Source organism: Shewanella amazonensis SB2B, from assembly GCF_000015245.1.
Lineage (GTDB): Bacteria > Pseudomonadota > Gammaproteobacteria > Enterobacterales > Shewanellaceae > Shewanella > Shewanella amazonensis.
The window spans coordinates 2,547,919-2,560,698 of record NC_008700.1; the positions used below are offsets into that span (position 1 = coordinate 2,547,919).

A 12,780-nucleotide genomic window follows, 5' to 3' on the forward strand; every position below is an offset into this window, starting at 1 on the left:
CACCTCAGCCTAATAACCAAAAAGCCCCGCACTGAAGACGGGGCTTTTACTTGTGAGCTGGTATTTCTGAGTGAATAAAATCCAGCGGAGTTTACCGCAGAGGCTGCCCACGCATCTCAGCCATTTCCTCCAACCGTACTTTGGCTTTTTCCAGTATCAACTGCTGCCGGTGTGTATTGGCCTGATGCCAATCGAGGATTTCCTGATAGCTGCGGCCACACCCCATACAGATGTCCTCATTGGTCAGGCAGCAATTGCGAACGCAGGGAGACGGTAACTTATCCATTTCAGGCCAACTTCTTAAAGTAATGTGCTTTTTCCAGCTCGCGCACTTCCATGGTGAGACTGGATGCCTCAATAGTCATGGTATCGATGGCTTTGGCCATCGCTTCCATCAGCGACCGCTTTTGCTCACTGCTGCGTCCGGGCATGATGCTGATATCGACATGGATAAAACTATCGCTGCCCTCGCCGGTTTGAGCTGCTTCGGCGCGGTGGGCCCGGGTTTTAATGGACGCCGGCTCAAACAAGCCACTGGCAACCATGGCGCTGTGGCATGCGCGCGTCAGCGTCTGTGCGATATCATGTCCGCCAACATTGGCTGAAAAATCAATAATACAATGAGGCACTTGAACTCCTATTCAGACCAGACGGCATATTCATTGCCACTGGGACAGGCAAAGTGAAAACGTCGACCACCGGGAAAGCTGAAGACGGACCGGACTATACGGCCACCCTGGTGCATGATTTGCTCCTGTTTCGCCGCTAAATCATCACTGTAAAGAACCAACAGTGGTCCTGCCGCAGCACTGAAGCTTATGTCGGCCAGATAAAAGCCACCGTCGATACCTGCATCCAAAAAGCAGCTGTATTCAGGACCGTAATCAAGAAAGTCCCAGCCAAATACTGCACTGAAAAATGCCTTGGTTTCAGCCAACTTACTGCAGGGAATTTCCAAATAGTTAATGGTATTTATGCGGTTCATCATGCTTCCTTGACGCCGATGGGCATTTACACCTTACGCAGACTTTTACCGTACCACAGCCAGTTTATGCCTGTAGCAGCCCGGCGACAAGACCGATAAGGCCGCCAAACACGCCTCCCCACACCACAAGCCAACCCAGGTGCTCACGGATCATGTCCTGCACCAGGCGTTTTACCAGCTCCGGGGTGAGTTCATCGAGGCGATTTTGCACTATCTGTGCTATCTGGCTCCTAAAGTCTGACAACATATCTGGCTGTTCAAGCGCTGCTTTAAGCTGCTCGTGGAAATTATCCGACGCCGCAATTTCGGTTAAAGAGGCTTTCATTTTCTCTTCGAAGGGGGCCTTCATCGGGGCCAGGGCCTCTACGCCACCGAACATGGCCAGCATGCCACCAAAGGAAGACTGGGCAACGGTTTCCACCAGAGCATCGAATGCGGGGGTTAAGTCTACGCCGGCAATGACGCCGGATAAGTCCAGCGCCCTGTGACCGGCGCCATCACTCAAAAACCGGTCGATGTTCTCGTCGGTGAAGAACTGCTGCATCATGAGTTCGTGAATCGCCTTTTTAAAGGACTCGAACTTGGCAGGGATCACACCCGAACCATAGAGCCCGGGCACTTTTTCAAACAACATGTGTACGGCAAGCTCGTTGGTGAGCGCGCCTGAGAGAGAAAACAGACCGACCGAGGTCAGCAGCGGTTGTTCTGCCGCAAAGCCCGCAGCCGTAATGGCCGCAGCCAACCCATTGGTTACCAGCCCTTTATTCATGTAAATCCCCCGGTTGGACAACAAACAAAACGACGGCATTCTAGCAAGGAGTCCAACCGAGGCCAACGTCCTCAGTGCTGGGCAAGTACCTGATAGATACTGCGATCGCCGGTTTCTGTGTCCAGCACAACCGAAGTATTGGCATCCACCAGAGTACGACGCACGCACAGGACGTCGGTTTCCATGGCAAGCTCCATGGCTTTACCCGCAAGCAGGTCAGCCACACCGTGATCGCGATACGCAGGGGTGACGTAGCTGTCGTCGAAATACCATAGCGGCTTGAGATGCAAGGATGAATAAGAGGGATAGAGCTGAATAAATCCCACCGCGTTGTGTTCGTCCAAGGCGACGAAAATCACAGAGTCATTTTCGGTCAAGCGCGCTGCCAAAAACTCACGGACTCCAATGGGGTCAGACGCAGAGCCAAGACTCTGGCGGTAGGCATTAAACAGGGGAACAAGATTGTCGAGATCGTTGTCGGAGGCTAAACGTATTTGCATGCTTCTTCCTTGAATTATCCAAAGCTCCAGGGCCCAGAAAGACTCGAGTGAAGGTAACACAATGAAATTAAAAAAGACACTGGCGAAGATGCAGCTCTTTTCCATGGGGTGCATTTGCTCATCCGCGGCTATCACGGGCTAATAATGCGCAGCGAAACGTGACGAAAAGGGCCGACTGACCTGCCCCCCTGGCATCCGGCGCCACAGGGCGGTGCACTGAGCCAACTGGCGGCTCAGCCTAAAAAGAGGCTACTGCCCGTCCTGGTTTCTTGGCCGGCGGCGCAGATCGCGGTATTCAAAGGATTGGGCGTGAATTCTGTCCATGTCCAGGGCACACAGGAAGGCGTATTCGGTCACCTTGGCCACCATATCCGGCTCACCAAATAGAAACAGTCGCTTGTCTCTCCCAAGCTCGTGGCGCTCTTTCAGGATTTGTGGCACGTCCATCAGGCGTACCCTATGATTATCGATGCGGTCGGCATCGCTCGATGCTGAAATAAGCCCCTGATAATGCAATACCTTATGCTCAAGCATCAACTTAAGCAGGGTGCGGTGCAAATACAGATCGTCAAGATATTTACCCCAGTGATAAAGACTGATGGGCCTTTGATGGCCGCTGTCGAGCGCCGATTGCACCAACCCCAGCGCAGGACCTATTCCCGTGCCAAAGGCCACTACAATAAGCTCGTCATTTCCATATGCCCCATCGTAGTTGCACCGACCCCATGGGCGGGTAAGCGACAAGCTTCCACCGACCTTCACCTCGTCACACAGCCACCGACTGAAACGGCCATTACGCTTGCGCCGTACATGTACGGCAAAGGTGCCCTCTCCCTGCCCCGGCGCAATACCGTAGGTGCGGCCAAGTCCTTCGGGGCCACGAATACCGGTACAAAGCCCTGGAATGTATGGAGTCCTTGTATCGGGTTTAATGATCAGGCGGGTAACATCCTCGCTCAGACTGAGCTTATCGAGCAGCCGCGCACTGACATAAGTGTCTTCGGCGGGACTGCTTAACTTCATGCCATTTTTGGCCACACACTGACAGGCATACACCAACTGCTGTGCTTTCAGGTCCGGTTCCAGGCCTTTTTGAGCCTTGGGCGCAATCTTGCCTTCATCCAGACGCAGCAAACAGCTGCGGCACTGACCTTTGGTGCAGGAGTAATTAATCGGATGACCGACGCGTTTGAGGGCGCTCAGAACGGTTTCGCCGGATTCGGCGTGGAAGCGCTGGTTATCCAGAAAAAACAGCGTCATGTGATGTGTGGCTCTCCCTGCCGGGAAGGGGTTAGGCGCTTCAAGATGCTGACTTCATCCAGGCTTGTCAAGTGAAGCTTTAAAAGGAGCGAGCCAGGTCAAATGCGCCGTATGGCTCTCACTGGAAGATCACTTGCGCCACAGATAGTAACGGTCGGAGTAATCACTGAGCCATTGGGGACGATATACCACCAGCAGGGTAACGGCCATACCATTGAGCAAGGCCTCGGGAAACACCATAAGCACCGATAGAGAAAGATAATCCTGCCACAGCACCTCCGCTGGCTGCATATCTGACGCCCACAGCCACAGCGACCAAAACCCCTCATGACTGACCTGAGACACCCCGGCGTTGAAAAAGCCAGCGACAAAAATCAGCACAAACACATTGTTAGGCAACCAATAAAAGCCGCGATTATGGATAACAAACGCCAGATACAGTGGCAGACATACCCCCATCAGGGCATAGGCCCCAAAGAGCCAGGGCTGTTTTAACACCACAAGGCAGTAAAAGGCGCAGGGCAGCAGCGCGAGTACAGAGGCAAGACGCCATGAAAACATCAGCATCAGAGTAACCAGTCCCAAGAAGTGCAACTGCAGTAAGCCATGAACACCGGCATTAAAAAGCCAGAGCCCCATGATGGCGCTGAGGGATAAGAGCGCCCTTAATTGCCGCTCCTTGTTTGCCAGCAGGCCGATAAGGTCGTCTTTGGGCCAGATAATCCACAACCAAATCAACAGCAATACTATCGCCACCCCATCGGCGAAGGTGAAGTGCCAGTCGATACTAACCCACAGATTGTGCCAAAACTCAGTCATGGAAAAGCATTGATTCCCGGGTGAATATGGTTACTCTTGATCACAGTGATTATCACCGATTTTTGGGGAATTAAAACCGTGTTATTCAAAACCAGCGCCCTGGTATTCTGGGCTTTGTTGCTCGCAGGTTGCGCTGCATCCACTGGCTCAGACATCGAGCCAGTGGCAAAATATGAAGGCGTTATTCGCGACAAACTGACCACCAGCATTGCCGAGAATGGTCTGAAGCTCTTTACTTACAGTGTCAGCAATACCCGGGTGATACCACAAATAACCATGCAACCCCTGGAATTGACCGGGCGCGACCGACGAAAGCGCTCGTCCGGTCCTGACTTAACCGAATGGACAGAGCAAATCGAACTGGGGCTGAAGCGGACTCTTGCCATGTCGGGCTTTTGCCGTGAAGGCAGCATAGAAATCAGTCGCCTCATTCAGGCAGACAGGGCCGAAATTCGCGGAGAATGTACCGAAGGCGCCACCGATGATGACAGGCAACGCTTTGGAAGACAGGGTTAACACGCCATATCAGTGGCATTTTCGGCGCTGCTTGGGTAGTATTCGCCGCTCGATTGCGCGGAGCTTAATATGAACAGAAGACAGGCACTGATTAAGAAAATGGCCAAACGCACCAAGGCCAGAGAAAACAAGAAAGAAAAGCCCAACGCAGGTGCAGCCAAAGACAGATACATCTCCAAAGCCGAGCGCGCGAAACTGGAAGCAGAAGCACTGGCCGGTGAGGCACAGCTTACTGATACATCGAGCAATGAAATGGATGCCGACGTTGCCGCCGATACAGGCAACTGAGTCAATGCCAAGCTCACTGAATGGCCAGTATGATTTAAATCCCGGCACGTTACAGCATCTTGCCAAATAAAAGAGGCTCCTCTGCGGAGCCTTTTTTATGCCATTTACACCTTGACCAGGGCTATCAAACTTTATCTTTCGGTACTGCGCCCGCTTCAGATGGGCAGATCTCAGGCTTAACCAAAAACTCTGTTGCCTCCTGGGCGCCTATGCAATCCTTCTCTTCGGTGTGCGTCGCCATCTGCACAAAGGATGACGACAAGGGATTGGAACTGGCAGGCACCACCTCTTCGTCGGCCGCTTCCTTTGTGGCATTACGGTCACTTTCAAAGGAGGCGACCAGACGATAGGCGGTATAGACACCGGCAACACCAAACAGCACTGAACCCAACACCTGCCCGATAAGCACACCGTATACGCCGCCGTATTGGGCACCTAGCCAGATAAAGGGCAAGGTCCCCAGTGTCGCCTTGCCCACATTAAACACCGTGGAATACTTGGCTTTACCCAGGTTGTTGAACGATGCATTGGCGACAAAGAGTGCCCCGGAAAACACAAAGAACACGGCGATGTAGGTGAGGAAAAAGCCGATAAATTCAGCCGAATCACCTTTAAGATCAAAGGCACTGACTATCAGGTCCTGAGCCAGAAACAGCACCAGCGCCATACCCACCACATAAACAGTACAAAACAACAGTGATTGGGTTAAACAATCCCTGAGCCTGTCGTAGCGCCGGGCACCAAAATTCTGTCCAACGATGGGGCCTATGGCGCCTGAAAGTGCAAATATCATCCCGAAAGCCACGGGGGTAAGACGCCCGAGCACGGCCCATCCTGCCACGTAGGCGTCGCCAAATTCAGCGATGGCGCGGGTCATAAAGCCGTTTCCGATGGGGGTTGCCACATTGGTGATCATGGCCGGTCCGGCAATGGCGAAAATGGGTTTCAAATCGCCAACAAAAGCATCGCGTGTGGGTTTACTGCCCAGCCCGTGTTTCACAAACACACCGCGTCCGGCCACCAACATCACTGATAAACGCGCCAGCACAGAGGCCACCGCAGCCCCTTCAATGCCCATGGCAAGCACAAAAATCAATATGGGATCGAGTACCAGATTGACGCCGCCCCCCACCAGAGTCGATACCATAGAGAGCTTGGCATCCCCTACCGCTCTGAGTGCAGCGCCAAGGGCCATGGCAAGGCAGATAAAAGGCAGCGAGGGCACCAGAATATAAAGATAGTCCGCGGCAAGCTCTGCCGTTTGTCCGGTGGCGCCCACCAGTGTCAGCAGTGCTGGGATATTCAGCGATACGAGCAACGATACCAGGGAGGAGACTGCCAGGGTCACCAGAAGCGAGCTCATCAGCAGCCGTTTGGCGTTGTCGATTTCCCTTGCGCCAATGGCACGGGACACCTGTGCCCCCAGCGCAATAGATAAGCCAATACCGATGGACGTGGTGAAAAATGAAATGGTACCTGCGTATCCCACGGCCGCGGCAAGCTCCGCTTCCCCGAGTAAGCTCAGAAAGAAGATATCCAGCAAGTCCACCAAAAACAGTGCCGAAATGCCCACCGCAGCGGTGGAGCTCATCACCAATATGTGGCGCAGTATCGGCCCTTCAACAAATTTAGCTTGGGTCATTATGGGTCCTGTTACGGCTCTTTTTGCAGCTCGCTGCCACACTTATTGCAGTATTCGGCGTCTTGATCATGACCGGTTTTCAAACAGTTACTGCAACGTCTCAGATCCCGGTGCCGGCCAATCTCCTGAGAAATTTCCGCGGTGAGTATGCCCGTTGGAATAGCAATAATCGAGTAACCTATCAGCATGGTCAGTGCTGCTATCGCCTGGCCCAACTCTGTCTTAGGCGTAATATCCCCATAACCCACAGTGGTAATGGTCACTATGGTCCAGTAGATAGACTTGGGAATGGACGAAAACCCATTTTCGGGGCCTTCAACCATATACATGATGGCGCTGAGCACCATGATGATCAGGCTGACGGAGAAGAAAAACAGAAACACCTTACGACTGGACTGCATCATGGCCTTGAGCAGCAGATTCCCTTCACTGAGGTATCTCAAGAGCTTGAGCACCCTGAATATTCTGAACAGCCTGAGCACCCGGATGATGAGGGTGAAATTGGCCCCCGGGAAAAACAGCGCGAGATAACTTGGCAACACAGACAAGAGATCCACTATGCCGTAAAAACTGTGGGCGTACTGCCAGCGATGGGCGCTGCAATAAATCCTGATGCCGTATTCCAGGGTAAAAATGACGGTGAAAATCCACTCAAGAACATGAATAAGCCCGCCCCAGCGGGCGTTGATGCTGGAGACAGTATCCAGCAGTACCAGAGTCACACTGGCAATGATGCACAGGATGAGTGCCAAGTCGAACCAGCGGCCCGCCGGTGTATCTGTGCCAAAAATGATTATCCTGAGTTTTTTCTTGAGTTCACTCTCAGCATCGGCCTGGGGTTGGCTCATGGGTTCCCTGAAGTCCTTGGAATGGGTCTGAATCGCTCCACAGTGTGCCATGGCAATCCCTCTGGCTCAAAAACAATTCTCAATGCAGTTTTCAGCTGCCGCAGCCTTGGGTAGAATTCGATTCAGCACGTCTTGTGCATAGAATAATGGTGGATTGGGGATTTCATGTTTCGTCAGCTGTTGGTGTTATTGCTGCTGGTCAGTGCCAGTGTGCAGGCAAATGCAATTAAACCGGGTCAGAAAGTAGACCTGGTGGTGGTTAACAAAGCAGAAGCACAAATGCAGGTGTTTTACCGCGGTGAGCTCATTAAGAGCTATCGCATTGCAATGGGCGACAACCCCAAGGGACATAAACTCAAAGAAGGCGATCAGCGCACCCCACAGGGCCGTTACCTGCTGGACTTTAAAAAGGCCGACAGCGCCTATTACCGCTCTATTCACATCTCTTATCCCAACGACGAAGACATTCTGCGCGCCAAAGCCCTCGGTATAAGCCCCGGTGGCGCCATTATGATCCATGGTCAGGACCCCAAATCGCCCCTGAGTGCAGAAGAAGCGCAAAAGTATAACTGGACCAACGGCTGTATCGCCGTCACCAACAGAGACATGGATGAGCTGTGGCAATTGATAGACCCAGGCACTCCTATCGAAATCTGGCCCTGAGGTAAGGATGCAACTGGAATCGTTGTTAAACAGCTGGTCCGAATTTGAGACCCGTATACTCGCCCTGGTTGATAAGCTGGGTTTAACCGACCTTAAGCTTGAGTGCGACCATGCATCACTGAGAGTCAATACCCGGGAAGCGGCCGACAAGCTCACAGAGTCCTTTAGTCATCTGGGCTGTATCATCAGCAATAATATGATTAATGGGCGCCCCATTCTGATTATTAAGCTGCACACTGCGCTAAACCTCGGGCCATTCACAGTACCTTGTATCGAACTGCCCTACCCGGGCAGCAAGCAGTACCCCAGTGAAGGCTGGGAGCACATAGAGCTGGTATTGGCTTGTAATGCCACCGACTGTGACACACTTGAGCAGGCACTGGTGGCTGAAGTACCCTCGATAGGTGCCGTGCTTGCCGGTGATAGCCCCTTTAAGGTCAAGCGCAGTTCGCCCCAGGGTGACGCAGAGCGTCTACCCAACCCCACCCTGGCCTTTGGGCTCGATGGATTAACGGTCAAAGTCCACCCCCATGGAATCGAAGCCATCGTTGCCAGTGAACAGGCTTAACGCCTGCGTTAACAGGTCAATGTCACACCTCTAAGAACATGATTATTCTGGCAGTGTTTTGTCTGGCGAACAGACAAAACCGCCAAAGAAGGTCTGAAGCGGTTTATCAGAGCCGACTTTCTTGGGTAAAGTAGGCGGCAATTTCCTATTCTGCGTGGCCCCATCCACGCCTTTACAGCTAAATGGAGGAAGTCATCCATGGCGTCGGTGAGCAACAAAAAACATCCCCAGGGACTCGATTACATTGAAGTCAGTACCGCACTTTGCAAGGCGCGAATTTTTCTGCAGGGCGCCCAGATAGACTTCTTCCAACCCACGGGGAAACCGCCTTTGCTTTGGGTCTCTGAAGCCGATGATTACCTCCCCGGCAGCGGTATCCGTGGAGGAGTACCTGTTTGCTGGCCCTGGTTTGGCATGCACAGCAATCCGGCGTTTCCCCAGCACGGCTTTGCCCGCACCCGTCTGTGGCATCTTAAGCACAGCCATATTCATAATGAAGAAGTCGAGCTGGTATTTGGCCTTGAGATAGCGGTGGACGACCGCCAGTTTTGGCCCCATAACACCGAGGTCGAAGTCCATTTTCGTCTCACTGACACCCTGGCCGTTTCTCTGGTAAACCGCAACCTGGGCGACAGCCATGTCAGCCTCACTCAGGCGCTGCACAGCTATTTCCCCATCACTGATATACACGCGCTCAGTGCCAGGGGCTTCAGTGGCGCCAAGTACATCGAGTTCGGTGAAGGTCCCTATGCTCAGGAAGGCGATGAGGTCGGGTTCGACCGTGAAACCGACAGGGTCTACACCGACCTTGGCCCCTGCCAGACCCTGCACACGCCGGACGGCGTGATTGAGGTCAGCCGTGAGCATAGCCAGTCGGCCGTACTCTGGAATCCGTGGATTGATAAGTCACAGCGCTTGGCTCGTTTCAGGGATGAAGACTACCTCACCATGGTGTGCCTGGAAGCTGCCAATGTACTGGAAGACAAAGTAGAGCTGGCCCCAGGTCAAACCCATACCCTCACGACCCATATCCGTTGGCGCTGAGTCACCAAAGGCCTTGAGCCAAACCCTATTCCCCTAAAACGCGCCTGTGCGCGTTTTTTATTGCCTGAAATTTCCCTCTTGCTGGCTCGTCAAAGCAATCCCAAGCAGGTTGGCCGGATTTCTCATTGCCTAATGTGTACGTTCGTGCAAGGTTTCTTAACAGATATATAACAATAACGAGGAACACTCATGCACAACAAGACTCGAAAGCACTGGCTGCCATCCGCAGTCGCTCTGGCCGTGGCATTGCAACTGGGGGGCTGCTTTTCTGACAGCGAAGACACCGCACCAACGCCACCGCCACCGGTTGTCACACCGCCCACCTCCGGCGGACCCAGCTTTCCTGAAGGCGCCATCATGATTGAAGCGGGCGACAACTTAACTACCCGCATTCAGGAAGCCCTGATTAACGCCCAGAGCGGCGATGTGATAGTGCTGCCAAAGGGCCGGTTTGAGATCCAGTCTACCCTGCTGTTTGACGGTGATGTGGACGGTGACGGTGCCTTTGCCAAAAACGTCACCATCATGGGATATGGCATGGACGAAACCGTGCTGGACTTTGCCAATGCCAACTCTGGAGACGGCATCTTCGTACAAAACGCCATGCAGATCACCATTGCGGATCTGTCTGTTTATGAAGCCAAAAACAACGGCATCAAGCTGAAAAACACCAATGGCATCATACTGCGTAAAGTTGGCGCCGTTTGGGAAGGCGCGCTGGACAAGGACAACGGCGCCTATGGACTCTACCCGGTAGAGTGCGAAAACATTCTGATTGAAGACAGCTACGTACGTGGCAGCGCCGATGCCGGTATCTACGTTGGCCAATCCGAATATATCGTCGTGCGCAACAACATCGCCAAAGAAAACGTGGCCGGTATCGAGATTGAAAACAGCCGCTATGCCGACGTTTACAACAACGAAGCCATGGGTAACACCGGCGGTATTCTGGTATTTGACCTGCCCATCAATAACCACAGATACGGCTCCAGCGTGAGGATTTTTGACAACAAGGTCTACGACAACAATACCCACAACTTTGCCAATGCCTCAGCCAATCCAGCCGGCGTACACATAGTGCCGCCCGGCACCGGTGTGATTATTCTCTCCACCAACGACGTGGAGATTTTCAATAACCAAATCACCAATCACGACACCCTTGGCCTGACGGTATCGAGCTTCTTCATTGCCGAACCCGAAATCAGCGACTTTGTTGCCAACTACGGCCAGCCCGGTCAGTCCATCGAAGATGGCTGGCGCCCTGTACCCCGTAATATTTATGTGCATGACAACGAGATAAGCGGCTACGGCGCCAAACCCAACGGCTACCTCATCACCGACATCATCAATGCCTACGTGTTGACCCACGGCGCCATGCCCGGGATCCTCTATGACGGTTTGGGTGAACTGCTCGCCAACAATGGCACCGCCGCCTATCTGGGACTCAGGGAAATGCCTTTCGCTGCGGACGGCAGTGACAATGTCTGTATGCAAAATAACGGCGATGTCAGCATGGGGCAGCTTTACAGCAACAGCAATACCGACATGAGCATTGCCGATGTGCTGTACGAGAAGACCCAAACCAATCTGCTTAAATGTGCCCAGGTGAGCCTGCCGGTGCACACAGTCACCTTTGGCGAACAAATTTTCGGTTGCGGCGTGGATGACGATACCGCAGGCTGCGATGGCGGCAACCTGATTGGTGGTGGTGGCACCATTGGCGACGGTGACGGCGGCATCATTGGCGATGGCGATCAGGCACTGTGCGACAGCACGGCCTCCGGTGTGAACTGGAATGCCCTGGCCAAAGCCAACTGCCCCAAGCTGTCTGACTATGGGCTGTTTGCCGATGAAACCGACCCCACTCAAAATGCCAATGGCGGCATGCCCTATGATTTGAACACTCAGCTGTTCACCGACTACGCCAGCAAATACCGTTTCGTGTTTATGCCGGATGGTACCAAGGCCCAATACAGTGAAAACGAAGCCTTTGATTTCCCGGTGGGTACAGTGATATCCAAAACCTTCGCCCTGCCTGCTGACACCAGCAAGCGCGGCATCGCCAATGAGGATTTGATTGAGACCCGCCTGCTCATCAAGCGTGCCAGCGGCTGGACCGCCCTGCCCTATGTGTGGAATGCCCAAAAGAGCGATGCTGTGCTGACCAAACCCGGCGCCATTCAGGCCAAGACGGTCATGCACAAGGGCGAAGCCAAAACCTTTGACTATGTCGTGCCTTCCATCAACCAGTGTAAACAGTGTCATCAATTCAAGGCCGAGGGCGACGAGTTCCCACGCTTTGTGCCCATAGGACCAAAGGCACGTTTCCTTAACGGTGACTTTGCCTATGCCGACGCCACAGTGAACCAACTCAGTCGTTGGCAGAGCGCCGGAATACTGGAAGGCCTGCCTGAACTGTCCAGCGTACCCAAGGTCCCGGCCTTCCACGATGGTGATGAAGCTGGCCTCGCAGCACTTGACGATGCCAGCCTGATGCAAACCGCCAAGGGATATCTGGATATCAACTGCGCCCACTGTCACCGCCCCGAAGGCAACGCCTCCAACACAGGACTCAAGCTTGAGTACTGGCGCGGTTATGGCGATGACAATGGTTACTCCCACGGCACCTGTAAGCAGCCGGTGGCCTACGGTGGCGGCAGCCTGGGCTATGACGTGGTGCCCACAAAACCAGACAGCTCCATCATGCATTTCAGGATGGCAAGCACTGAGCCCGGGGATCGCATGCCAGAGATTGGTCGCAGCCTCGCCCATGAGGAAGGTGTCGCCCTTATCCATGAATGGATAAAACGCCTGCCTGCGGCAGCCTGCTCCAACTGATGTCACATGGCCGGGGAAACCCGGCCTTTTCTTAACAGGT

15 protein-coding genes are annotated in these 12,780 nt (G+C 53.5%); 6 read left to right on the forward strand and 9 right to left on the reverse strand.

The genetic code is table 11. From position 1 onward, the window contains the following. Positions 1–91 precede the first annotated feature (91 nt). From SAMA_RS10990 to SAMA_RS11020, 7 genes are all read right to left on the reverse strand, one after another. Positions 92–286, reverse strand: coding sequence for a DUF1289 domain-containing protein (locus SAMA_RS10990; RefSeq protein ID WP_011760215.1), 195 nt, complete (start codon positions 284–286; stop codon positions 92–94). A gap of 1 nt (position 287) precedes the next feature. After that, positions 288–629 carry a 5-carboxymethyl-2-hydroxymuconate Delta-isomerase gene (locus SAMA_RS10995; protein ID WP_011760216.1) on the reverse strand — a complete coding sequence of 114 codons (342 nt, stop codon included), beginning with the start codon at positions 627–629 and terminating at the stop codon, positions 288–290. Between the two features lie 8 nt (positions 630–637). Next, positions 638–985: a VOC family protein gene (locus tag SAMA_RS11000; RefSeq protein ID WP_011760217.1), complete on the reverse strand. Its 348-nt coding sequence runs from the start codon at positions 983–985 to the stop codon at positions 638–640. Positions 986–1,049: 64 nt separating this feature from the next. After that, positions 1,050–1,754 carry a DUF445 family protein gene (locus SAMA_RS11005; RefSeq protein WP_011760218.1) on the reverse strand — a complete coding sequence of 235 codons (705 nt, stop codon included), beginning with the start codon at positions 1,752–1,754 and terminating at the stop codon, positions 1,050–1,052. Positions 1,755–1,825: 71 nt separating this feature from the next. Then, on the reverse strand, positions 1,826–2,254 hold the full coding sequence (locus SAMA_RS11010) for a GNAT family N-acetyltransferase (protein ID WP_011760219.1): 429 nt from the start codon (positions 2,252–2,254) through the stop codon (positions 1,826–1,828). Between the two features lie 249 nt (positions 2,255–2,503). After that, positions 2,504–3,514, reverse strand: a complete 1,011-nt coding sequence (locus SAMA_RS11015; protein ID WP_011760220.1) for a 2Fe-2S iron-sulfur cluster-binding protein — start codon at positions 3,512–3,514, stop codon at positions 2,504–2,506. Between the two features lie 129 nt (positions 3,515–3,643). Then, positions 3,644–4,333: a membrane protein gene (locus SAMA_RS11020; protein WP_011760221.1), complete on the reverse strand. Its 690-nt coding sequence runs from the start codon at positions 4,331–4,333 to the stop codon at positions 3,644–3,646. Positions 4,334–4,411: 78 nt separating this feature from the next. Between SAMA_RS11020 and SAMA_RS11025 the strand changes: the two genes are divergently transcribed. Next, complete coding sequence (locus tag SAMA_RS11025; RefSeq protein WP_157608324.1) at positions 4,412–4,849, forward strand: hypothetical protein; 438 nt, start codon at positions 4,412–4,414, stop codon at positions 4,847–4,849. A 69-nt stretch (positions 4,850–4,918) separates the two neighbouring features. Further along, on the forward strand, positions 4,919–5,137 hold the full coding sequence (locus SAMA_RS11030) for a DUF2986 domain-containing protein (protein ID WP_011760223.1): 219 nt from the start codon (positions 4,919–4,921) through the stop codon (positions 5,135–5,137). A 124-nt stretch (positions 5,138–5,261) separates the two neighbouring features. Here the strand turns inward: SAMA_RS11030 and SAMA_RS11035 are convergent, their stop codons facing one another. Together SAMA_RS11035 and SAMA_RS11040 are read right to left on the reverse strand one after the other, a co-directional pair. Beyond that, positions 5,262–6,779 (reverse strand): MATE family efflux transporter, encoded by a 1,518-nt coding sequence (locus SAMA_RS11035; protein WP_011760224.1) that lies wholly within the window; start codon positions 6,777–6,779, stop codon positions 5,262–5,264. A gap of 11 nt (positions 6,780–6,790) precedes the next feature. Beyond that, positions 6,791–7,627, reverse strand: coding sequence for an ion transporter (locus SAMA_RS11040; protein ID WP_041409824.1), 837 nt, complete (start codon positions 7,625–7,627; stop codon positions 6,791–6,793). Positions 7,628–7,792: 165 nt separating this feature from the next. Between SAMA_RS11040 and SAMA_RS11045 the strand changes: the two genes are divergently transcribed. From SAMA_RS11045 to SAMA_RS11060, 4 genes are all read left to right on the forward strand, one after another. After that, on the forward strand, positions 7,793–8,290 hold the full coding sequence (locus SAMA_RS11045; RefSeq protein ID WP_011760226.1) for a L,D-transpeptidase family protein: 498 nt from the start codon (positions 7,793–7,795) through the stop codon (positions 8,288–8,290). Positions 8,291–8,297: 7 nt separating this feature from the next. After that, positions 8,298–8,858, forward strand: a complete 561-nt coding sequence (locus SAMA_RS11050; protein WP_011760227.1) for a VOC family protein — start codon at positions 8,298–8,300, stop codon at positions 8,856–8,858. Positions 8,859–9,056: 198 nt separating this feature from the next. After that, a complete protein-coding gene (locus SAMA_RS11055) occupies positions 9,057–9,902 on the forward strand; it encodes a D-hexose-6-phosphate mutarotase (protein WP_011760228.1) in 846 nt (281 codons plus the stop codon). Positions 9,903–10,091: 189 nt separating this feature from the next. After that, positions 10,092–12,740 carry a parallel beta-helix domain-containing protein gene (locus SAMA_RS11060; RefSeq protein WP_011760229.1) on the forward strand — a complete coding sequence of 883 codons (2,649 nt, stop codon included), beginning with the start codon at positions 10,092–10,094 and terminating at the stop codon, positions 12,738–12,740. Positions 12,741–12,780 lie beyond the last annotated feature (40 nt).

What these genes read in the sequence shown, in the direction of transcription:
- SAMA_RS11040 (WP_041409824.1), bottom strand. Translation starts at nt 7,627, where the DNA reads ATGAGCCAACCCCAGGCCGATGCTGAGAGTGAACTCAAGAAAAAACTC.
- SAMA_RS11020 (WP_011760221.1), bottom strand. Translation starts at nt 4,333, where the DNA reads ATGACTGAGTTTTGGCACAATCTGTGGGTTAGTATCGACTGGCACTTC.
- SAMA_RS11000 (WP_011760217.1), bottom strand. Translation starts at nt 985, where the DNA reads ATGAACCGCATAAATACCATTAACTATTTGGAAATTCCCTGCAGTAAG.
- SAMA_RS11055 (WP_011760228.1), top strand. Translation starts at nt 9,057, where the DNA reads ATGGCGTCGGTGAGCAACAAAAAACATCCCCAGGGACTCGATTACATT.
- SAMA_RS11045 (WP_011760226.1), top strand. Translation starts at nt 7,793, where the DNA reads ATGTTTCGTCAGCTGTTGGTGTTATTGCTGCTGGTCAGTGCCAGTGTG.
- SAMA_RS10990 (WP_011760215.1), bottom strand. Translation starts at nt 286, where the DNA reads ATGGATAAGTTACCGTCTCCCTGCGTTCGCAATTGCTGCCTGACCAAT.
- SAMA_RS11050 (WP_011760227.1), top strand. Translation starts at nt 8,298, where the DNA reads ATGCAACTGGAATCGTTGTTAAACAGCTGGTCCGAATTTGAGACCCGT.
- SAMA_RS11005 (WP_011760218.1), bottom strand. Translation starts at nt 1,754, where the DNA reads ATGAATAAAGGGCTGGTAACCAATGGGTTGGCTGCGGCCATTACGGCT.
- SAMA_RS11010 (WP_011760219.1), bottom strand. Translation starts at nt 2,254, where the DNA reads ATGCAAATACGTTTAGCCTCCGACAACGATCTCGACAATCTTGTTCCC.
- SAMA_RS11030 (WP_011760223.1), top strand. Translation starts at nt 4,919, where the DNA reads ATGAACAGAAGACAGGCACTGATTAAGAAAATGGCCAAACGCACCAAG.
- SAMA_RS11060 (WP_011760229.1), top strand. Translation starts at nt 10,092, where the DNA reads ATGCACAACAAGACTCGAAAGCACTGGCTGCCATCCGCAGTCGCTCTG.
- SAMA_RS11015 (WP_011760220.1), bottom strand. Translation starts at nt 3,514, where the DNA reads ATGACGCTGTTTTTTCTGGATAACCAGCGCTTCCACGCCGAATCCGGC.
- SAMA_RS11035 (WP_011760224.1), bottom strand. Translation starts at nt 6,779, where the DNA reads ATGACCCAAGCTAAATTTGTTGAAGGGCCGATACTGCGCCACATATTG.